Below are 23200 nucleotides of genomic sequence, written 5' to 3'. Positions count from 1 at the left end.
GGAGCTTTTTTACATTACAAAACAACAAATTAAAACCAGAAGATTACCAGAAGGTTAATTTGCACTTTTTTAAGTAACTTTATAGACACCAAAATCGTTTGCATCGGCAAAAAGGAAACGAACGTGTCTACTAATAAAAATGAACAACCAAACACTGCAAAACCAGAAGCGAAAAACGCACTACCGCAATCTATCAATTCAGAGCAACTTGCACTGATTGCCCAAATGTTTCAGAACATTCCTGAGGGAGTGTTTATCATTAATGGTCAAGGCACGTTTGAATTTGCAAACCCGATGGCGGCACAGCTTTTAGGTGATAACCAAGAAGCGTTAATCGGGCAAAATATTTTACATTACCTACACGACACCGACCGTGATAAATACATGTATACCCTACTTAGTTGGTTAGACCATAAAGACTCGCCGATAAGCCTTGGGCCAAACGAAGTTAAAATAAACCGTGCCGACAGTAAAACCCTTGAGGCGGATTTATGTATATCGAGCCTGCCAAAAAACATTGCCGTTGCAGAAAATTTATTTATTTGTGTATTACACGATTTATCATCACACAAAGAACAATATAATCGTTTAATTAAACAGGCTACCACTGACCATTTAACCGGCCTTGCAAATAGATTAACCCTTGAGGAATCATTAAAAGAGCACTGGCAAGAAAGCGTACAAACCAACCAAGCTATTAGCACTATATTAATCGACATTGATTACTTTAAATTATTCAACGACCGATTTGGTCATGTAAAAGGCGATAAATGCTTACAAAAAGTAGCAACTATAATCGCAGAATCACTCCCTTCTCGCGATTGTTTAGCAGCGCGTTATGGTGGAGAAGAATTCGCCATTATATTACCCCGCTGTCAAAAAGATACGGCCGCCGCCATTGCTAAACATATTCAAATAAAAGTAAATAACATGCCATTTACTGACATAGGTTTACCGAGTGATTTTAGAATAAGTGTAAGCCAAGGAATTTCTTGCGAATTTAATAATCAATATCGTACTTCAGAGGCATTAATTTGCGCTGCAGATACTGCTTTATACCGAGCAAAAACAGAGGGCAGAAATAAAATAAGCATTAGCGCATAGAGGTTAACAAAATGTAAACCCAGTGAGCTAAATAGCTTGCTAAGATAATCATATAGTATACTTTTATGTTATTTGTTTGTTCCTTTTTTATTGATAAACTGCGAAGCGAAATCAACGTTAGATGGGATCCAACAATGACAATTTTTAAAAAAGTACCTTTGCAACTTGCTATTGCAAGTACGCTAGCTACATCAGTGACTGCAATCGCTGCTGAGCAAACAACTGACAACACCGTTCAAGATGTTGAAGTTATTTCTGTTACAGGTACTCGCCGTAGCCTTCGTAGCATTTCTGAAAGTACCGTGCCTGTCGATTTATTAACAAGCCGCGATCTATCAAGCACAGGTCAGCTTGATATGAGCCAAGTATTGGCATCACAATTACCAAGCTTTAACTACCCAAGTGCCACCATTGCTGATGGTACTGACCACGCAAAACCAGCTGTTTTACGTGGCCTTGCTCCTGATCACACATTAGTGCTGATTAATGGTAAACGCCGCCATGCCGGTGCATTATTAAACTTAAATGGTACGGTTGGCCGTGGTTCAACGGCAGTAGATTTAAATAATATTCCGACTTCTGCAATTAAGCGTGTTGAAATTCTTCGTGATGGCGCTGCAGCTCAATACGGTTCTGACGCGATTGCCGGTGTGATCAATATTGTATTAAAAGATGCCGATGAAGGCGGTAGCGTGAGCTACACATACGGTGAATACGACACACAAATGGCAGGCTCTCCTCAGCTACTAAACACCACAACGGATAGCGAAGGCAACTTAAGCTTTGAAACTGGCAGCGACCGTGAAGTAAACGACGGCATTACGCGTACAGCAAGTGCTAATGCGGGCTTTGCACTAGGCGATAATGGCTTTATTAACGTGTCAATTGAGTCACGTAATAACGAGCCAACAAATCGCTCTGGCTTTGATGCACGTGAGCAATATAGCCGTGATGAGAATGGCGATTTAGATTCGCGTGAATTTGACTTCGACCGCTATAACCACCGTTTTGGTAAAGCCGATATCGAAGACTTCGCACTCTTTTATAACCTAGGTTACGAGTTTGATAACTCGCTATCGCTTTACTCATTTGCTAGTTACTCAAACCGTAAAGGTAACTCAGGTGGTTTTTATCGTCGTGCCAACGATTCACGTAACTTAACTGAAGTGTATCCTGATGGTTTCTTACCGCAAATTGATACCGATGTTGATGACTACTCATTTGCGATTGGCTTAAATGGCGAAACTAATGATTGGGCTTGGGATGTAAGCACCAATTATGGTCGTAACGATTTTGGTATTGGCGTAAGCAACAGCTTAAATACCTCGATGGGTGTTAGTAGCCCAACAGAATTTGATGATGGCTCGCTTGTGTATGAACAATACTTAGTAAACATGGATGCTAGCAACACACTAGATTTAGGTTTACCTGATGATGTGTTTGTTACGATTGGTGCTGAGTATCGTCACGAAAACTACCAAATCAAAGCAGGTGAAACAGCCTCTTACCTCACTGTATTAGATGACGATGGCAACCCAGTTGCTGCCGGTGGCGCGCAAGTGTTACCTGGTTTCTCACCAGAAAGTGCAACCGATAAAAGCCGTCATAACATTGCGGTGTTTGCAGAGTTTGATACTTACCTAACGACAGATTGGAACCTTGTATTAGCAGGTCGTTTTGAAGATTACAGTGATTTTGGTAGTACTTTTACCTCTAAACTTGCTTCACGCTACAGCATTAACGAGTCGCTGTCGCTACGTGGTGCAATTAGCACAGGTTTTAGAGCGCCATCACTTGCCCAAACTTCATATAAATCAGTAAGCACTGTCTTTGAAAATGGTGTGCCAAATGAAGTGGGCTTATTCCCTGTTGATGAGCCAGCAGCGCAAGCTTTGGGTGCACGTGAACTTGAAGCAGAAGAATCAGTAAATATGACAGCGGGTTTCATCTTTACGCAAGGCGGTTTTAGCTTAACCCTAGATGCGTATCGCATTGAAATTGACGACCGTATCGTTTTGTCTGAAAACTTAAGTGGCTCAGAAGTTGAAGCGATTTTAGCCGAAGCGGGCGAAGTAAATACGCAGCGCGTTCGTTACTTTACTAATGCCATTGATTCACGTACGCAAGGTGTTGATATTGTTGCGACCTACTCATTAGGTTTAGAAAACTATGGTGATTTACGCTTAAGTGCAGCAGTTAACTTTAACGACACTGAAGTGACGAATGTTAAAGAAAACCCAGCAGAGCTAGAAGCCCTTGGCGATAGCTACGAGTATTTTTCTCGTCGTGAAATCACACGCTTTGAAAAAGGCACACCAGCCGATAAATGGAACCTATCTGCAACATGGGATTATGAAAACTTCCAAACGACATTACGAGCAACTCGTTATGGTGAAGTAGTTGATACATCAAGTACTCCTGATGGAGATGAAGTACTTGATGCTAAATGGATTGCTGACTTAGAAGTGGCTTATCGCCCTGATGAGCAGTGGAAGTTTGCATTAGGCGCCAATAACCTGTTTGATCAGTACCCTCAAGATACTGTAAGTAATATTGGTTATAGCGATTTCAACCAAATTTTCCCTTATAGTGGCTTTGCGCCATACAGCTTAGATGGCCGTTTTATTTACGGTAACATCACTTATAGCTTCTAAAAAAGTCGGTGCTGGCTTAGGCTAGCACCGCAACCTCTTTTATAGCCAAAACCCTCGATTAAAATAATTCGCTTTAAACAACCTTTTTCACACTTGCGACGACTAACTAAATAACATAACCCATTAGGACATCATTATGAATTTAGTACGTATTAGCGTAAGTGCACTCTTAATCACAGCCACTACAGCGTGTATTGGCCTCTCTAATGCCAGCACAACAAACAACCAGGGTGATTATCGCGTTATCACTTTTAAAGACTGTAAAAAGGTAAGCGAAAGTACCCTCAATAACGAACAGATTGCTGCATACCTTGAGCTGGAACGTGAGCAGGTAAAACTAGAAGCGCTAGAACAACCTATTAGTGACATTGAGCTACAAGTTACTGAGTACTCTGAGCAAATAGAAGCAATCACTGAAGAAGCAGTAATTGAAGACGAAAACCATCTGCGAATTAATAAAAGCTTATTAAAAGAGCAAGATAAGTTGGCTAAAGAGCTCAATAAACTTATGGCTGCTCATGATGCCGATTTTAAAGCACTGGAACAGCAAGCAAAATTAATTGAACATGCCGCTAAGCAGTTTGATAAAACTATGAAGCCTTTGATGGAACAAGGTGAGTCAACCCATCTACAAATTTTAGCGCCGGGTGAAGACGAAAAACCAGGGTGTTTTTACACTATCTAAAGCACGTTACCTAGGTGTGCATAAAGTTTCGCATGTGATTGCCGAATGTCTTCTTTATGCACTTGCTTAAACCATTTTAATGCTTGATCTTGCTTTCCTGCTTGCCAATTGATTTCAGCAAGACGTAACTTATATATAGCAATCATATTTCGATCTGAGTCTGAGTCCATGTACTTAAGAGACTGTACATAGATTTCATCGGCTTGCTCATAATTTGCCAGAAGTTGGTGGGTACGCGCTAAATTACCTAAAGCAACAGAGATTTTGCGGTTATGGTTGGTTTTTAAAATCCAGTCAGCGGCGGTTTTTCGGCTTGCAAGTGCACCGTCTACATCACCTAATGAGTGATAAACATTTGCTTTATTCGAAGCCAATTCAAAGTGGAAAATGGGATCTTTGCTTTTGCCAAAGCGTCGCTCTGCCCTATCAAGAATTTGCAATGCCGTTTCTTTATTACCAAACACGTATTGCAAATTAGCCAATTCAACCATACGCATAGGGTTACCAAATGAGTCGAAGATTGCTTGCAGTTTTTCAAAAGCCTTTGTGGCATATTTACGACCAGTTTCAAAGTCGCCTAAATAGTGCATTGATTTGGCGTAATAAAAATACACTTGTACTTGAAAGACAACAGGTAACTCTTCACTGGTTATGAAAGGCTCAGTGCTATCTTTCAAGATTTGAAATTCCATTTTGTCGTAGAAATAATCAAACTGATAAGATTTAATCTCATACCAACGCGCAGAACCAAGTTCACTGCTTGCTAGCTGTTGGTTAATGTAATCTAAGCAACTAATTTGTGATTGTGGATCACAAAACATCTCATGATCACTAAAGTTTTCAGAGGCACTGGCATTAAGGCTCGATAATCCTAACAATAACAAGGCTAACTTTTTCTTCATGCACTATTTTCTCAGTGATAACTCACTCAGAAAACTAACAAAATTTAACAACTTATAACAGTAGTTTTTAATTAAATTGATAGGTGTAACCCAGCACTAAATTTTGATCTGAGCCATAATCACTGTCTTCTGTTGCAGCAAATAGTTTAAAACTTTGTTGCCTATCAAATTGATAACTTGCACCAATAGCGGCGAAATACCCTGAATAATCGTTAGACCCCACCGAATAAGCCGCAGCAGTCATTAATGTCCATTTTTCGGATAATGGCTTTAAAGCAAACGCGCCCAAGTAACCACCATCACTACTGTTTGGAATGAGCACCCAACCCTCAGGGCCAGGTATTTCTGTTGTTAAACACGCACCTTGCCCTGCTAAACAAGCAATTTCACCATCAACATGGCTATAACCACCCATAGCGAAAATTTGCCAACCATAGGGCGCAATATCAAAGTAACTCAGTGGCATAAAGGTGCCAACACTATAGGTTGTACGCTCAGCTCCCTGATCATAACTTTGCTTACCAAAGTTAAAATTAACAATGCCAATATCAAATAGCCACGAGCCACCAACACGCCATTCATCGCCATTGGCACTCACACTGGCATTAAGCTTTTTAACTGCTCCCAAACTTAGCGAACCGGTGATCCTTAATTCATCTGAATAACTTGCTCCAAACTGAGTGACGACCTTGGTGGGATCTTCGCTCAGCTTAGTTTGTTCACCAGTTGTAGTTTGCGCCGCTGATACATTAAACACTGAAATTACCGATAAAGCAGCGAGCGCACCTTTTTTACCTAGTACCATATTAACGTCCTTTTAGTTTGACTGAGTCACAATTCATAATAACTGTGTATTAGGTAAATAAAAGTGTTTATTTTATGTTCTTTGAAAAACTTCACATTAGAGGGAGGATAATCTAGTAAAAGCCGGCTAAACACTACTTTAGCCAGCATCCGATCCCTTAAAGAAGGAGTAAACTACCTAAACCTAGGAAGGTAACAAAACCGACGATGTCGGTGACTGTGGTCAGGATCACAGAACCTGAAAGGGCTGGATCGATTTTAAGCTTATCTAAAATCGATGGGATCACTACCCCTGATAATGAAGCAGCAACCAAGTTAAGTAAAATAGCGATAGTGATGGTTAAACTTAACATGCCATCGTTGAACCAAAAATAAGTGAGTACACCAATCACAAAGGCCCAAACACAGCCATTTAGCGCCCCTACTCTTAGCTCTTTTTTCAGCAGTGCTCTACGGTTGGAGTCGGTAACCTGACCGAGTGCTAAACCGCGCACAATAACCGTTAACGTCTGACTACCTGCAATACCGCCCATAGAAGCGACAACCGGCATTAATACCGCCAGCGCAACCACTTGCTCGATAGTTGCCCCAAACAAACCGATAAACCAAGAGGCCAAAAACGCCGTTGCTAGGTTAATACCAAGCCAAATACCGCGGTTTTTTGCCGATTTAGTGACGCTTGAGAACAGATCCTCGTCTTCACGAAGACCACCGGCTTTTGCAGCGGCTTCGTCGGTCACTTCTTGGCGCAATTCATAAGCTGATGACACTGATAACCGGCCTAATAGTTTGTTGTCGGCATTCACAACTGGCATCGCCATTTGCTCACTGTGAATAACCACTTCAGCAGCCTCGTATAGGTCGTCATCAGCATGTAAAGCCGATACATCAAGGCTCGCGTAATCCAGCAGGCTGTCGTTATCATTAGCTTTAAATAAAGCGTTGATAGCCACTTCACCAATGAGAGTGCCCTTACGGCTGACTAAATAAATCACCTCGGTATATTGCGGTAAACCTTTTTGAAAAATTTTACGCGCCCCTGCCACTGTGAGTTTTTCTGACACTTTTAGCGCATCAAAATCGAGCCAGTGACCTAACTGCTCTGGATTATATTGCTGTGCAAGGTCGTACTGCTTTGTTTGAACTTCATCGAGTTGTCTGCGTGCATAATCAACAAAGCGCTCAGGAATAATTTCTTCAAGTTCAAGTAACTCTTCTACGCTTACTTCGTCAAGTAGCTTAAAGCCTTCGGCTTCTTCTAGACTTTGCAATAACCAACGACAGCTATCGCCACCTAAGTTAATGAAGATTTCATGTTGCGTATCTTCATCGAGTAATTGCCAAATCTCTAAACGCTGTTCTTTAGGTAATGCTTCAAACAATAACGATAGATGTTCTGTAGAAAGCTTTTCTTTAGCATCAGCAAGTAACTTATTTTTGCGTGTTGTGGTGTCACACTGAAGCAAGTCATCAATTAACTGGGGAAGTTGGTCAACAGGATACTCAATCATTTGAGACCTCGGTTAATTACATCAATAACAATAGTCTAACGCAGCTCAGGAAAAATAACTGCTCTGAAAAGGTATATTTTTTGAAACCAAACAATTATCCCCCAGCTGTAAAACATCGTTTTTAAATCACTGTTTCAAGCTAGAGAATCACAATTGCATAAAAAAGCACACTTAAACGCAATTAAGATCTATTACCGTTCGTATTACAATAATAAAAACCAATACTCAATGCCTTTGGCAAAGAAGCGCTTAATAAAGAGCTATTAGCTCTATCGCTTGTTGCTTTTGAACGTACGTTTGATGTTCTTGAATCACTTTTCACGCGTTTTATCGATAAAGCGCAAACGCGTCCTAGTGAAGCTGTTGCACTTTTAGACGATCAACAACTTGAAGGCTTACATTTATTTAGAACCAAGGCGAGGTGTATGACTTGTCATGAAGGTGCTTTACTCAGCGACAATGAATCCCATGTTACGGGGCTACATTTTTATGGTAGAAAACTTCAAGATTTAGGCCGTTTTGATGCCACCCAAGACTCCGCTGATATTGGCAAGTTTAGAGCCCCTTCTCTTTTAGCGTTACAACAAAGTATGCCTTGGATGCACCATGGTGGCTTTCAAAGTTTGCTAGGGATAGTCAACTTCTACAACGCAGGTGGAGCAAGGCCAAAACCGAGAAAAAAATTTAAAGATGATCCAAACTACCCACAGACAACTGAGTTACTGCATAAGTTAGAGCTCAGTAAGGATGAAAAAAATGCACTCATCGCATTTTTAGAAACCCTTTAACTGCACGCTCGCTCTTAGCGATAAGAGCGGGCTTTCTTACCCCTTCAATTGACTTGGCGTAAGCCCGGTCCAGCGTTTAAATGCTCGTCTGAAATTAGCAATATCATAAAATGATAAGCGCATGGCGACTTGCTCATTGCATTGTTCCCGTATGGCAAGTAGGTAAATCGCTTTGCGCTTACTTTGCTCATCATACAAGGTAGAAAAACGTACGCCATGAGCTTTTAATTTACGCTTGAAGGTTGCAGGGCTCATGGCAAATTGGCTGGCTACTTGATCTAAATTTAACGCCGGAGTTTGATAAATTAATCGGCTCACGGCTTCAACAAAGGTGCTATTTGCAGAATTTAATGCCGCTAGTTGCGAGTTAATTTGTGAGAACCTAAAACTACTAAACGCGGGGTTAGTGAGCCTAAGCGCGTTTTTATTCAATACCCAACGGGTTATAGGCTTTTCAAAAGCGACTTTAAGGCCCAAATACTGCTCGTATTCTTGGCTATGTCTGGCGCGTTTATAGGCAAACTCAAACTGACAAGGGACTCGCTCACCCGCCACCTTTTTTAGAACTTGGTAAAACGCGGCGCTGTAAATTTCCATTACGTACTGGCTTATTTCATCATCCAAGCCCACAGCATTTTGCAGCACAATGTAATACTGCTCGTTGTGCACATAACTATAACTAAATAACAAAGGGGCTAGCTGCATGCGCAAATTGTGTAACTGCTTTAAAGCTTGGCCAATGTGCGCTGCATGTAACACGCCTTGGGCGGCAACAGAGGTATCGTTTGCCAGTTGACTGCCTAATAAAAAACCGCTGTCGGCGGACTTCATCAACTGCTTAAACTGCGTCAATAAACGCACTTGCTGTGAAATACTAAACTGATGCTGCACACTCATTAAGTCTTGCTCAAACACCCCAGTGCCTCTGAGTAACTTATGCAATGCAATGCCGCGACTTAAGGCCAGCTCCACCAGCGTGGTGATCAGGCCCTGTGCGGTGAGGTATTTGTCATCTTGATTAAGATACGGCTTCACAATGGCTGACTCTTTGTTGTTTTTGTTGTTGTAACTTAGCGTGTAAACGCGAGCTTAAACTTTGTGGTGTATCGCCTTGTATACTGCCTACTAAGGCCGCTGTTACATCTTGAAACTTTGCGTGTTTTGCACCTTCGACCTTAAATGCACAATGGCTCAGCGCCGAGGTAATTTGCGCCACCAGCTCTTTTGCTTGTACTGCGCTGGTATTTGGCATTAGCACCATAAAGCAGTCTCCTGCATAGCGACACACGACATCGCTAAGGCGGCAATTCATCAATAAAAGCTCGCTCACTTCACCTAGTAAGCGGTCGCCTTCGATAAAACCAAATTCAGCGTTAAAATCAGCAAAACCGCGAATATCAATGGCGGCTAGTTGCAGAGGCTGTGGCTCACTTAACTGCTCTTTTAGCACTGCTTGTAAGTAATCAGCCTTATACAGCCCTGTTATTGAGCACACTAACTCATGCTCACGATGCTGTGCTTCACGGCGCTTTAACTGCCTATTCAGTACGTATTGCTCTTGATGCCACTGATAAAGCCCAAGGCTTGTAAAAATCATGCCAATCGGCGCAGGCAATGATTCAATCCAAGTAAGCCACGTGTTGGTTGGTTGATGTAACCACTCATCAAATAAATCAAGGGAAGCTGAAAACATAAAAAGCCCAAGCCCAAGCACTAAAAAGCTGGTGACTTTGCCGGGCGGCCTCGAAATAAGCAGCGCAGCTATCCAAGTAAGGGTCATTAGCACAATGCCACCCTCACCTAAAATATCTAACCACGCGATATCAGCAAGAGGCTTTAATTCTCCTGCTTGTGCGCTTAGCAAAAACGCAATTACAAACAGAGCAATAACTGCATTGGTTAAAAGTCGATGATGAGTAAAAGGGTTATATCGCATTCTCAGTACCTAACAATAATTCACGCTGCCATGCTAACTCGTTAGCGTTTAAAGCAGCAGGGTCATATTAGCTCAATGATGTGACAGCAAAACGACAGTCAAACCTTGTTAAACCCTTTAAGTACTGTAATTGCCTTAAAAAGATGGGGTTATTGCAGCTCAAAAGTACTTTTAAAACCCTCTAATCACTTGTTTTTACTGGCTGTTAGCGATTTTCTGTCACATTTGCGTCATTTAAGCTGCGTACTTTGCTCATCAAACCAAGGACAACCAGGAGCAAACCCATGAAACAATTTAAAACGAAGGCGTTAGTAAGCGCCCTCGCCTTATGCCAATTTGCCGCTTACGCACAAGACGAACAAAGCAGCGATGAGAAAAAAGTAAAAGTCTCTGAAGAGCTTGTTGTATATGGCGAAATTGGTTATCGCAACCGCTCACAAGAGCTGGCACCGACGCTTGAATACTCACAAGAATACTTTCAACGTTTTGAACCGCTGACTGCCGGTGATGCATTAAAACGTGTACCGAGTGTGACGTTTTTATCAGATGTTTTAGAGTCTGATGGCGCCCGTATGCGTGGCTTAAGCCCAGCTTACACAAAGGTGCTTATCAACGGTGAAGAAGTACCTGGTGCAGGTGCTGACCGCTCATTCTTTGTTGACCGTATTCCTGCCGAGCTAATTGAGCGTGTAGAAATTATTCGTGCTTCAAGTGCAAACCGCTCTGCCGATGCCATTGCCGGTACGCTAAACATTGTATTGCGTGACGGTTACAGCCTAGATGGTGGTTACCTTCGTGCGGGTGGCCTGCGTTATGACGATGGCGAATTAAAAGAAAGCTTTGCAGGTGTTTACGGCACTGAGTTTGCTGGCGGCCGTTTACTACTTGGTGCGAACTTACAAGGTCGTTATAACCCAAAACAAAAATCAAGCCTACGCTATGGCGACAGCCCAGAGAATAACGCTAATTACAAAACCGAAGAATTCGATAACCGCGAAGATCAATCAGATATTCGCGACGGTGACGACACCTCGCTAAACGCCAGCTACGAAATAGCTTTTGATGACGGCAGCAAGTTCGATATCAGCGCAATTTGGGTTGATACCGACCGTACTGAAGATGAGCGTTCATTTGAATATGACGATCCAACAGCAATCAATAACTCAATTGTTGAAGGCGGTAACCTTGAGACCGACAACGCCAATGTGTCTTTCATCGATCAAACCAACTACAACATCAACTCGGGTTATGAGTTACCCATTTTTGGTGGCACCAGTAAATTCAAACTTGGTTTTGCAAGCTTTGAAGAGTCTGTTTACGAGCAAGAAGTAGAAATCGATACCTCTGAGCTACCTATGGTTTTTGAGGAAGAAGAAGAAACCGTAGACCTTGATGACAAAGAATGGTCATTACAATGGCAGCATAGCTTATTTGCAGGCGAGAGCAAAACGATTCAATTCGGTGCCTTTGTCCAAGGTAAAGAACGCGATACTGCGGTTTATCAAGCCGAAGGTGAAAGCGAACAAAGCTTTACCAGCTGGGATCAGTTCAGCAAAACACCACTGTCACTGGCAGGCTTTAACAACGAGTTTGAAGCAGCCGCTGGTGGCGTCAATAAACTCGAAGAAGACCGCCTAGATGTATTTGCATTAGTTAAGCACGAAGACCAAGACTTCTCGTGGGAGTTAGGTGTGCGCTACGAAACAACCGACTCAACCATTACTGACAAAGCAGAAGGTGTAAGCGCTAAAAACGATTATGACTTCTTCTTACCATCGGCACATTTACGCTACAACGTCTCTGAAAACGGCCGTGTCAGTGCATCGGTTGCTCGCAGCTTACGTCGTCCTGACTTTGATTACATCACCCCAGCTCTACTTGAAAAAGAATTAGGCGATAACGACTTTTTAGGTAACCCAGACTTACAACCAGAATCATCTTGGGGTATGGACTTAGGCTATGAATATCGCTTAGGTAAAAGCGGTGTCGTGGGTATCAATGTGTTCTATCGCGATGTCACAGACCTTATCGAAATAGCCAATACAGGCCAACAAGGTTCAGAAGGTGATGGTACTTACATTTTGCAACCGCGTAACACCGGTGATGGCAACGTAAAAGGTATCGAGCTTGATTTATCAACGCCGCTAAGCGCTCTTAGCATGCCAAACACCGGGGTATTCTTTAACTACTCATGGCTTGATTCAGAAGTAGATGACACTTTCGGTAGCCGTAAATTCAACGACCAATCTGACTACGTGTTTAACGTTGGTTTTATTCAAGACCTACCTGATTTAGGCGCTTCGTTCGGTGCAACTTACCGTAAACAAGGTGATGCTTATGGCCGTATCGTGGGTGAAGAAGTAACCACACACTACGGCGCAGACCTTGAACTATTCGTAGAAAAACGCTGGCAAGACGTCACACTTCGTTTAGTGGGCTCAAACCTATTAGATGCAAGTAAAGACGAAACCTTTAACAAGTTCGACACGGTTGATGACCAAATCAACCGCGACTTTGACGAGTATGAACTGGAGTCTGAAGAAGCAGGCCCTGTTATTCAGTTAATGCTGCGCTACGCATTTTAATAAACAAAAAGTTATTAAGGCAGCGCATTGCTGCCTTGTAGTATATTTGGGGATCCCATGAATTTTAAAAAACCACTTAATCTTGTTGCCAGTGCAGTAATGCTAAGCACCCTAGCTGCGTGTAGCCAAACAACGGCAACCGAGGCACCAAGTAAAAACCAATTAACAGCTTTTGGCACAACTGAAAATATGCAAGGCTCACAAGCAGCAGCCCTTGCTGATGACACTTGGCTATTGAGCTCACAAAGCCAAGGCCTGCAACTTATTGATGCCACAGGTAAACAGCACGGATTACAAAAAGGTAATTTCGAAGCGTTATCTGTTAAGGCGATCAACAAAAACAGCTATCTTGTTGCTAGCATCGACAACGAAGCTGACCAAGCGGTGATTTTTAGCTTACAAAAAGCAGCTAAATGGCAGCTAACTGAAATTAGCCGTATCAGCCCACCAAAAGCAAAACCTGAGGCGGTGTGTTTATTTGCTAACCCGACAACTCAAGCAGTTTCGGCATTTTTGGCAGACGCTCGTGGTCTTATCCGCGAAACACTGGTGTTTGATATGGCAAACAAACGCGCATTAAACCTTGAATTACGTGAGTTTGCTGGCGTAAGTGAAACATCAGGCTGTGCGGTTGATGATAACAGTAAAACTCTTTATTTAAGTGAAGGCGAGCTAGGCATTTGGCAAATTAACGCAGATGCTGAATCGCGCGCCGATAAAAAACCCGTGGCTTTGATGTCGCCATTTGGCAGCTTAGCGCCTGAAGTTGGCGGTTTAAGCACAACAGATGATGGTAGCTTATGGTTCACCACCTCTGAAGATAACCAATTACATCGCTACGAAAAGAGTACTAAACGTTTTAGCAGCTGGCAATTTGCTGGTGAACTGGCGATTGAATCTGCCGCAGTGCGCTTTAACAATAAGCAAGCTGATATCGTGTTATACGATGATGAATCAGGTCATTATGTAAAAGGTCAAATAGATGGGCAGGCTAAACAACATAATAGCGCTAAAACAGCCGCTGTTACTTACATCAATGCACAAGCGCAAACCGATGCAGTACGTGCTTTTGGTGATGCCGCCGATGACCCTGCTATTTGGGTAAACCCTAAAAATGCAGCAAAAAGCCTGATCTTAGGTACCGATAAACGCCGTGGTTTAATGGTGTATGACCTTGCAGGCAAAGAGCTACAAGCGCTAGAAACAGGCCGTTTAAATAATGTTGATGTGCGCCAACATGCCAGTATCAACAACGCAACAAATACCTGGATTGCAGGTAGTAACCGTACTCACAACAGCATCAGTGTTTATAGCGTCGATACTCACAATCAGGTGCAACATCTTGCTGAGCTGCCAACGACTCTAAAAGAAATTTACGGTATGTGTATGTACTCATCAAACACAGGCAACTATGTGTTTATGAATGACAAATCAGGCCTATTTCAGCAATACAAACTAACTGGTAATAATGAGAGCGTATCAGCACAACTAGTGCGCGAATTTAGTGTTCCAAGCCAACCTGAAGGTTGCAGTGCAGATGATAAAACCGCACAGCTATTTTTAGGTGAAGAAGACGAAGGTATTTGGTTTATTGGCGCTGAGCCAACAGCAGGAAATAAACCTGTAATGCTGCAAACCGTGAACGATATGTTGGTTGATGATGTAGAAGGCATGGAAATTTACCACGCAAAAGATGCCCGCTATTTAGTGGTTTCTAGCCAAGGTGATTACAGCTATGTGCTTTATAAAATTATTGATGGCAATACCCCTAGCCTAGAGTTTGCGGGTAAATTTGCAATCAGCAATAACCTAGAGTTAGCAATAGATGGCGTATCAGAAACTGATGGCCTAACGGTAACACCGGCTGCGTTACCGGGCTACCCTGAAGGGGTGCTAATTGTGCAAGATGGTTACAACCGTATGCCACAGGCACCGCAAAACTTTAAGATTATTGACTGGCGCGAAGTAAAAAAAGCTATTCAATAAATTACTCCGTAAGGGTGCTCGGTTTATCTGGGCACCTTTTTTATCTGAACATGTTTAATCAGTAAAATAGATAACTAAAACACCCAACTATTGCACCGTAAATTAGCATAGGCAAAAAGGTTTTCTTAAGCACTGGCCCTTCTTGATTATTCACTCCAACAATACTGGCTACAGCAATAATATTGCTAATGCAGATCATATTCCCCATCGCCGCCCCCGTTGATTGCAACGCAAGCACTAAGGTTTCTGACAAGCCCACTTGCTGTGCAATACCATATTGAATACCGCCAAAGGTAAGATTAGACACCGTTGCAGAGCCTGAAAAGAAAGTACCGAGTGCCCCCAAGTACGAGGCAAATAACACCCAGTGTTCGCCGCTTAAATCAGCAAAGGTACTCGCCATATAAAATATGGGCGCATTATGGCCACCTTGCATTAAAACATTCACCATCACCAGCGCCCCGATCAAAGCAATACATGGCATAGCAATACGGCCTAAGGTGTCGGAGCACATTTGCTTTACTTGTGACTTGCTCATTTTAAGTAACGGCACACAGATCAACACCACTAATACAAACGGGATCAACGCTGGTACAAACAAGGTTTTATATGACCACCCCACTGAGGTGCCGAATATCTCATGTAAAGATAAGATCAGTGCTTTGCTTAATTCAAATTGTGCAAAGCCCAAATGAATACTCAGCCAGAGCGTTTCGTCGTTAAGCAATGCTTTAATGCCCAACTGATGAATACGGGTTATCACCAGCACAACTATCAAAAGTAATAATGGTAATAATGCTAAAAATAGCGCTTTGGGTGTGAGCTCAGCTTTGCCTTTCGTGCTTTGTGCATTTACAGCTGACTTATCTAACCCCACTCCCCTACTTGCTAAATAGATAGTCACTAATAGACCCACTGCACCACCTATCAACGATGGAAATTCATAGTTCCACTGGGCAAACAACCAATAAGGAAAAACACATGAAAACACACTCAAATAAATGAATACGCTATTTTGATGCACCTTTTTTAGTGGTAAAACAAGACACAGCGCAATCATAGGAATAACCAAAGCAGCAATAACATGACAAAGCGCCGTCCATCTTGAGATAGCCAGCACTTGTCCGTCATCTAAGTTTAGCGCCGAAAAGCCAAACCATGTTGGTGTGCCAACTGCACCAAAAGATACGGGGATCGAGTTTAAAACAAGAGTGAAAATAATCACTTTAAAAGGCGAGAAACCAAGCCCGACCAAAATAGGCGCCGCGATGGCCGCAGGCGTGCCAAAGCCCGATGCGCCTTCGAGCATAAATGCAAACGCCCAACCAATGATCATCAACTGCGCAACTTGATTACTGCTAATTGATTCGAGCCAGTGTTTTATCGTGGTTTCGGCCCCTGATATTGCCAACATGCGGTTAAGTAAAATAGCCCCTGCAATAATCGAAATGGGCGTCATAACAGACAACACACCAGCAAACGAATTAGCAAGCAACAGCCTTAAATCAGCTTGAAAGTAAAACAGTTGCAGTAAAGCAGCAAGTAGCGCTGTGATGGGTAAGGCAATATAAGAAGCGATGGGGCTGCGTTTTACCATCATCCAGATCAGCACCAAAATAGGTAGTGCAGCCACTAGGGTATTCATGGGTCATCCTGTTGTTTTTATTAAGCGCTTTCCTTAATTCAAAGTATAGTCAGGATAACCATAATCAGTATTTTTTATTTATTAAATAAGAGTACTGAGCCACCAAAGTAACAGTACTAACACAGAAATAGCGACTAAAGCTTTGGTTTTGTGCTTTTGAATAACTCGCTCTGCCTGATTACCTGCGTAATAAACAACTGCAGCAAGGGCAAAGTAGCGGATTGAACGAGCAATAACCGTTGCCAGTAAAAATAGAAAAATTGAATACTTAGTTGCTCCAGCGGCAAGCATGGCAATTTGAAATGGGATGGGCACAATGCCGAGCGTCAATACAAACCAAAAGCCTTGTGCCTGCATTTTTTGCTTAACTTGCTCGAACTGCTCAGGGTTTGAGAAGGTATTAATCACCCAGTCCCCCACTACATCAAATAGATAGTAGCCGAGGGCATAACCAAAAATAGCACCAATAATACAACCAATGGTCGCCATTAATGCGATTAACCAAAGCTTTTCGCGACGGGCTTGCATTAACGGAACAAGCACAGCTTCAAGAGGAATAGGCACTATGGTTGACTCTAAAAATGATGCCACCGTTATTGATTTGAGCATATGTTTAGAGTCGATAAACTGCCGTGTTTTTTGCTTTAACTTTTTAGCAATTGCCATTATTCATCCCTTGGAGTTTTGTTGCGATATAGGTTACAACAAAAACCCTTAACCGTCCCTTACGGTTTATGAACATAACGGCTACGGCCTTGGTTTTTTGCCAAATAAAGCGCTTGGTCGGCACGTTTCATGGTGTTACTAAATGTCTCTGTGGCACGTTTTATAGCCGAACCCACACTCACGCTGAGCGTTTTACTCGGCGTCACCATCACATTATTAGCAAGGCTGAGCAGTTGCTCACAGGTAGCAAGTAACTCATCAGCGTCGTCGGTGGCTACATAAAGTGCAAACTCCTCACCGCCGATTCGTGCAAATAGAATGTCTTCATCTAATGCTTGATGACACTGATAAACAAAATCTATCAATACCTGATCACCAACATCATGGCCATATTCATCATTAATCGCCTTAAAGTGATCGATATCAGCTATCACTAGGCTATGTGGCTTATCTTGGTTTTGCTGCACATAATGATAAAAATAACGACGGTTATACGCCTTTGTTAATACATCGGTTTTTAGTTCTTCTTCAAGCTGTTCGCGGGTTTTAGCTAAGTCTGTAAGGGCAAGATAAAGACCAAACCCAGTTACTAGCATCCCTAAAGTGCGGGTAATATCTTCGATATAAATGCCAACCCAGATTGGTTGAAATACCAGCTCGTCTAAAAAATCAAAAGTAAGCCCAACACTCCAAAGGAAGATACCCACACTTAAAAATAAGTAACTGCGCTTAGCAACCACCGAGGTTTGCACAAACGCGAAAATACAAATCAAAATAAGCAAATTGATGGCGTCACTTAGCACGCCATTTAAGTAGATATCGTTTTCGAGCCGATTAAAGTAATACAGATAAGTGATCACTATCAGCAACAAAAAGACAATAAAAGAACTAATAAATAACTGCTTTATTATGAGTGGTACTGAGTTTAACTCAGCCTTTACTTCTGGGGGAGAGACTTGCTTATTCATAACTAATCACGACAACGTACTGCAATGAACTCAACATTAGCAAAGCAAATTTAAAAGTGCATGATAAAGCCGCTTTAAAGGGCAAAAACCAGCGTTTTTACTGGAGTAAAAAGTCTAAAAATAAGCCGTTTTAGTCAGTAAAAAAGTCTAAGTTCATGCTATTTGCCACTAACGGTCGCAATTCTGCTGTTATTTTTTTATCATCGCTGACAATTTAAATGACACAGCAAGAATCAATGAGCGACGCACGATTTATTCCTTTTCGAAAACACGACATCATTAACCTTTGCCAAGCCTATTTAGGTGAATCGCAATCAGGTTCGTTTATGGAGTTTGCTACACTTTTGCAAAGCGTGACTCATTACCAATATCACGAGCTGCTGGAGTCATTAAAAAACAACTATGCGCCATTTGACCCAAATAGCGACACCCGCACCCTAACACCGATTACTAACGAGCAACGTGCCAACTACCAATCTGCCTTTGCAAAAGACTTTGCCACCGTACTCAATGCTGCCAATTTTGAAACTATTACCAATCAAGACTTGCAAGATGCATTGAATGAAGAGTCTTTATTTAAAGTGCGTTTAGCCGTTGAGTTTGATGACTTCGCAGAAGTGGTCTTTTACCGCCGCGGCGAATCGCAAAAAACTGAGACGCTGCGCAGTTTTTGGGGTCTAAAGAAAAAGCAGATTCAATTTACTAACTATGACCGCGTTGCCATATTCATCCGCTTTAAAGACAAACAGTACTTTTTAGAAAAAGGCAAAATGCCAGTGGGCTTTGAACCAAATTCAACTATTGTCAAATTATTTCAGAATGTCCCAAAAGCCGATTTAGAAATGCTGTTTCCGAATAGCGAAGTAAAAATGCGCCCAATAGATAAACTGATTATAGGTTCATCAGCATTGATTGGCGGTGCTGTGGTGTTGGTAACAAAATTAGGCGCGTCAATTTTACTACTGATTGCTCTGATTGCCTTTTGGGGTGGTTGGCGCAGTGAAGAAGTGCATATGAGTCAGCAACACTTTATTACCTTTGCAATCGGCATGGGGGTATTTGGCAGCTTTATTTTTAAAGAATGGAGCAAGTTTAAAAACCGTAAAATTCGCTTTATGAAAGCACTAGCCGACAACTTGTATTTTAAAAACCTCGATAACAATGCAGGTGTTTTCCATACTCTAGTTGATGCAGCTGAAGAAGAAGATGTTAAAGAGGCGCTGCTTGCCTACACCTTTTTACTAAAAAGCGAATCAGCGATGACTGCAGAGCAATTAGATAATCAAATTGAGCAATGGTTTAAGGAGCAACATAATTGCCAGCTCGACTTTGAAATTGATGACGCTTTAAACAAACTCGTAAAGCTTGATCTAGTTAATCAGCAAAGTGATCTTTATTCAGCGGTTGATTTAGATGAGGCCAAACAGCGCTTAGATGCGCGCTGGGATGACTATTTTAAGTTTGCCTAAGCCTTTAAAATCAGCTACTAGCAAGTACAAATAAATTTAGAGTCAATTCAACTGGGGTAAATGCAACTTTATCTCAATGTGCTTGCGCAGCGAATGGTCTGCTTTTAGGATAAAATTTTACGGCTAAAAAAAGACCATTCCATGCAATTAAAAAAAACAATCCTTATTGGAGCAAGCTTGCTGTGCGCAGCAACAACAGCTCAAGTATATGCTAACGACAAGTTTGTCTCTGAAGATATTTTTCAACTTGAATACGCAGGCGACCCACAAATAAGCCCAGACGGTAAAAAAATCGTTTATGTGCGCAGCGGCTACGACATCATGAAAGATGGTAATAAGCGTAGCTTTTGGCTGTACGATATAAAGTCTGGTCAACACACACCACTGTTTTCTGATGAGCATAACTATAGCCAACCTACTTGGTCTCCAGATAGCAAGAAAATTGCCTTTACCAGCAACTCAAGTGGCTCAAATCAACTTCACGTTTATTGGTTAGCACAAGACAAACAAGCATTATTAACGCAACTACCAAAATCAGTACGTAACTTAACTTGGTCGAATGACTCTGCACAAATTGCTTTCACCATGAGCATCCCTGAAGGTAAATCTGCGTTCGCTAAATCAGTAAAATTGCCGAAAAAACCAAAAGGCGCTGAGTGGTCAAAACCAGTGAGAGTGTTTGAAAAAGCACGCTATCAAGCTGATGGCGCAGGCTTTTTAGAGCCTTCATATCGTCACGTTTTTGTTATTCCTGTTTCGGGTGGCACACCACGCCAATTAACATCGGGTGATTATCAGCACTATGGCCCACTTGCTTGGGATCCAAGTAACACAAAACTCGCTTTTTCTGCTGATCGCAATGATGAGTGGGAATATCGCACAACTGAGTCAGACCTATATGAAATTAATGTAAAATCAGGCGAGCTTACGCAACTAACCGATTTACCAGGTCGCGAAAGCAACCCGCGTTACGCACAAGACGGTGATGAACTTGCCTTTGTTGCGCGTGACAACGCCCCTGTGCCTTACATTAACTCGACACTATCTATGCTCGATTTAGACGATAAATCAATCAAGCATATTACTGAAAAATTAGACCGCTCAGTGGCTGATTATAAGTGGTCAGGCGATGGTGACTTTGTTATTCAGTACGATGATTTTGGTAAGCGTAAGCTCGCTAAAGTAAACAGCCGCGGTAAGGTCACTGACTTAACTGATACCGTATCGGGCACTTCAATTGGTCGTCCGTATATCAGTGGTAGTTTCAGCATGGCCAATAATGGCGCTATTGCGTACACCACAGGCAGTGAATACCGCCCAGCTGATTTAGGCTACATCTACAGAGGTAAAAGTAAAACGCTAACTTCATTAAACGAAGATGTATTAGGCCATAAGAAGCTTGGTAAAGTGCATGAGCTGAATGTTAAGTCGCAGTTCGACGGCCAAGCCATTCAAGGTTGGTATATCACACCACCTGACTTTGATGAAAACAAACAATACCCATTAATGGTCGAAATTCACGGCGGCCCACATCTTGCCTATGGCCCAAGCTTTACTGCTGAATTACAACGTTATGCCGCTGAAGGTTACGTGGTTGTGTATGTGAATTACCGTGGTTCAACAAGTTACGGTAAAGACTTTGCACTACTGCTAGATGGTAAATACAGCTCTGAAGAAGACTTTGCCGATCACAACTCGGCAGTTGATGCCATGATTGCTAAAGGCTTTATCGACAAAGATAACCTATTTATTGCTGGTGGTTCAGCAGGTGGTATTGCAACGGCTTATGCGGTTGGTTTAACAAACCGCTTCAACGCTGCGGCAATTACCAAGCCTGTGATCAACTGGTTAAGTAAAACTCTTTCTGCCGACAGCTATATTGGTCAAATTCGTAACCAATTCCCTGGTATGCCATGGGATAATGTGGAGCACTACTGGAAACGTTCGCCGCTTTCATTAGTGGGTAACGTAACCACGCCATCATTGATCATGACAGGTGAAGAAGACCGCCGTACGCCTATTTCAGAATCAGAGCAGTTCTATCAAGCATTAAAACTGCAAAAGGTAGATACCGTGCTTATTCGTGTGCCGGGCTCACCACATGGTATTGCGGGTCGTCCATCACGTATGATTTCGAAAATTGAATACACGCTTGCGTGGTTCAAACAATATCAGAAGTAATGAATTAAGCAGGAGTGAGCTGCTCACTCCTGCTTAAAAATAATGATGACTAAGCGCAAGTTGAGCAGAACCTATCGACTGCGCTTTTTCCCCGCACACGCCCAAACCCACTTCACAGCTACGTAGTCCACGACTATCTAAACGTGCAAATGCTGCAATTGATAACTGCTTGAGCTGTTCAAGCGCTTTACTCGGTAACGGCGAATCAATAATCACAGCTTGCATATCTAATAAACTTAAACTGTTATGCATGGCAATACTGATAGCCTCAGCAGATTTTTCAAGCCAAGGCTGAACTAGCAATTTATGCGTTGTAAACTGACTGTCGGTAAGCTCATACACTGAAATGCTAAGTTGCTGCTTATCAAACTCGCTTTGCAATGATAGTAATGAACATTGACTAAGTAACTGCTCCCGATCAGCGTTTAGCATTGAGCCTATAGCACCGGCATTACCACTTTTACCTTCGAGAAGTTGGTGGTTAATCACCACAGCTCCACCTAAAAAAGCCCCCAAATAAACATACAAAAAATCGCTGTAGTTATTAGGGTTACCAAGGCTTAGTTCTGCACAGCAGGCAGCGTTATTATCGTTACTAATATAAACCGGTAAATTAAACTGACTTTCTAAGTAACCTTTTAAGTCGAAATTTTGCCATTGGCTAAGGGTATTTGTTGCAGTATCTGAAGCGGCTTGCCATTGCCAAATATCAAACGGCATAGCGACCCCTAGCCCACACACATGTGAGCGCAGTTCAGGTTCTAATTGACTGATTAATTGTGGGATATGTGTTTCTAAGAATGATTTAAGCTCATCGACAGATGCTTCATTCACCTCAACAGATACCGATGCTCTTTGCGTGCTTTGTAAGTCAACGAGTATCAGGTCGAAGCGTCGTCGCCCGATTTTCAAACCAAAACTAAATGCGCCATCTGGATTGAGCCTAAACGGCACGCTTGGCTGCCCTACTCGTCCTTTTACAGGTGCATCACGAAGCAATAGCTTATCTTCTTCGAGCTTGTTGATGTTCACTGTTGCAGCCTGAGCAGACAAGGCTAACGCTTTTGCTATTTGCGCTTTAGGCATGCTTTGCTGTTGCCTAATTAAACTTAAAATTGCGCGCTCGTTCTTGCTTCTTGGTGCTCGCGATAAACTGCTCTTCATAACATCCTTCTTGATATAAGCTTGATAAGCGGCCTATTAGACCTGTTTGGCGTACTATCTACCAGTCAAAATAATAAATCAACTAGGTTGATTTATTATTTATAGTCGTGAATACTGTCGGCCACAACAATATGAACACATTAATCTGGTGA

General features: G+C 42.2%; 17 protein-coding genes. 8 read left to right on the top strand and 9 right to left on the bottom strand.

Features of this window, described 5'->3' with window-relative positions:
* Positions 1–123: 123 nt before the first annotated feature.
* The 3 genes from ABMY41_RS08215 to ABMY41_RS08205 all read left to right on the top strand — a co-directional run bounded on the left by ABMY41_RS08215 (position 124) and on the right by ABMY41_RS08205 (position 4443).
* Positions 124–1104: a diguanylate cyclase gene (locus ABMY41_RS08215; RefSeq protein WP_349274476.1), complete on the top strand. Its 981-nt coding sequence runs from the start codon at positions 124–126 to the stop codon at positions 1102–1104.
* A 134-nt stretch (positions 1105–1238) separates the two neighbouring features.
* The gene (locus tag ABMY41_RS08210) at positions 1239–3758 is read left to right on the top strand and encodes a TonB-dependent receptor (protein WP_349274475.1); all 2520 of its coding nucleotides are present in this window, start codon (positions 1239–1241) and stop codon (positions 3756–3758) included.
* 136 nt (positions 3759–3894) lie between these two features.
* Positions 3895–4443 (top strand): hypothetical protein, encoded by a 549-nt coding sequence (locus ABMY41_RS08205; protein ID WP_251602530.1) that lies wholly within the window; start codon positions 3895–3897, stop codon positions 4441–4443.
* Here ABMY41_RS08205 and ABMY41_RS08200 read toward each other — a convergent pair.
* The 3 genes from ABMY41_RS08200 to ABMY41_RS08190 all read right to left on the bottom strand — a co-directional run bounded on the left by ABMY41_RS08200 (position 4440) and on the right by ABMY41_RS08190 (position 7660).
* Positions 4440–5345, bottom strand: a complete 906-nt coding sequence (locus ABMY41_RS08200) for a tetratricopeptide repeat protein (protein ID WP_289096806.1) — start codon at positions 5343–5345, stop codon at positions 4440–4442. The genes ABMY41_RS08205 and ABMY41_RS08200 overlap by 4 nt on opposite strands.
* A gap of 67 nt (positions 5346–5412) precedes the next feature.
* Positions 5413–6150, bottom strand: coding sequence for a hypothetical protein (locus ABMY41_RS08195; RefSeq protein WP_349274474.1), 738 nt, complete (start codon positions 6148–6150; stop codon positions 5413–5415).
* Between the two features lie 157 nt (positions 6151–6307).
* Positions 6308–7660 (bottom strand): magnesium transporter, encoded by a 1353-nt coding sequence (locus tag ABMY41_RS08190; RefSeq protein ID WP_349274473.1) that lies wholly within the window; start codon positions 7658–7660, stop codon positions 6308–6310.
* A gap of 425 nt (positions 7661–8085) precedes the next feature.
* On the opposite strand from ABMY41_RS08190, the gene ABMY41_RS08185 reads away from it, so the two are divergent.
* The gene (locus ABMY41_RS08185; protein ID WP_175078575.1) at positions 8086–8448 is read left to right on the top strand and encodes a hypothetical protein; all 363 of its coding nucleotides are present in this window, start codon (positions 8086–8088) and stop codon (positions 8446–8448) included.
* 36 nt (positions 8449–8484) lie between these two features.
* Here ABMY41_RS08185 and ABMY41_RS08180 read toward each other — a convergent pair whose 3' ends face one another.
* Together ABMY41_RS08180 and ABMY41_RS08175 are read right to left on the bottom strand one after the other, a co-directional pair.
* On the bottom strand, positions 8485–9483 hold the full coding sequence (locus ABMY41_RS08180; protein WP_175078576.1) for an AraC family transcriptional regulator ligand-binding domain-containing protein: 999 nt from the start codon (positions 9481–9483) through the stop codon (positions 8485–8487).
* Complete coding sequence (locus ABMY41_RS08175) at positions 9467–10384, bottom strand: sensor domain-containing diguanylate cyclase (protein WP_175078577.1); 918 nt, start codon at positions 10382–10384, stop codon at positions 9467–9469. The genes ABMY41_RS08180 and ABMY41_RS08175 overlap by 17 nt, the downstream gene beginning before the upstream one ends.
* A 284-nt stretch (positions 10385–10668) precedes the next feature.
* On the opposite strand from ABMY41_RS08175, the gene ABMY41_RS08170 reads away from it, so the two are divergent.
* Positions 10669–12969, top strand: a complete 2301-nt coding sequence (locus ABMY41_RS08170) for a TonB-dependent receptor (protein WP_349274472.1) — start codon at positions 10669–10671, stop codon at positions 12967–12969.
* Positions 12970–13026: 57 nt separating this feature from the next.
* Positions 13027–14955, top strand: coding sequence for a phytase (locus ABMY41_RS08165; protein ID WP_349274471.1), 1929 nt, complete (start codon positions 13027–13029; stop codon positions 14953–14955).
* A gap of 58 nt (positions 14956–15013) precedes the next feature.
* Here the strand turns inward: ABMY41_RS08165 and ABMY41_RS08160 are convergent, their stop codons facing one another.
* The 3 genes from ABMY41_RS08160 to ABMY41_RS08150 form a co-directional block, all read right to left on the bottom strand.
* Positions 15014–16600: an L-lactate permease gene (locus tag ABMY41_RS08160; RefSeq protein WP_349274470.1), complete on the bottom strand. Its 1587-nt coding sequence runs from the start codon at positions 16598–16600 to the stop codon at positions 15014–15016.
* An 81-nt stretch (positions 16601–16681) separates the two neighbouring features.
* Complete coding sequence (locus tag ABMY41_RS08155; RefSeq protein WP_055021262.1) at positions 16682–17266, bottom strand: VTT domain-containing protein; 585 nt, start codon at positions 17264–17266, stop codon at positions 16682–16684.
* A 59-nt stretch (positions 17267–17325) separates the two neighbouring features.
* On the bottom strand, positions 17326–18234 hold the full coding sequence (locus tag ABMY41_RS08150) for a GGDEF domain-containing protein (RefSeq protein WP_289096813.1): 909 nt from the start codon (positions 18232–18234) through the stop codon (positions 17326–17328).
* 236 nt (positions 18235–18470) lie between these two features.
* On the opposite strand from ABMY41_RS08150, the gene ABMY41_RS08145 reads away from it, so the two are divergent.
* Complete coding sequence (locus tag ABMY41_RS08145) at positions 18471–19703, top strand: TMEM143 family protein (protein WP_175078582.1); 1233 nt, start codon at positions 18471–18473, stop codon at positions 19701–19703.
* A gap of 141 nt (positions 19704–19844) precedes the next feature.
* The gene (locus ABMY41_RS08140) at positions 19845–21884 is read left to right on the top strand and encodes a S9 family peptidase (RefSeq protein ID WP_175082728.1); all 2040 of its coding nucleotides are present in this window, start codon (positions 19845–19847) and stop codon (positions 21882–21884) included.
* A gap of 33 nt (positions 21885–21917) precedes the next feature.
* Here ABMY41_RS08140 and ABMY41_RS08135 read toward each other — a convergent pair whose 3' ends face one another.
* A complete protein-coding gene (locus tag ABMY41_RS08135; RefSeq protein ID WP_252948727.1) occupies positions 21918–23048 on the bottom strand; it encodes an ROK family transcriptional regulator in 1131 nt (376 codons plus the stop codon).
* Positions 23049–23200: the final 152 nt, after the last annotated feature.

This window comes from Pseudoalteromonas sp. BZA4, assembly GCF_040104395.1.
GTDB lineage: Bacteria > Pseudomonadota > Gammaproteobacteria > Enterobacterales > Alteromonadaceae > Pseudoalteromonas.
The sequence above is the reverse complement of the archived record's forward strand: the minus strand, read 5'-3'. Positions and strand labels throughout refer to the sequence as shown.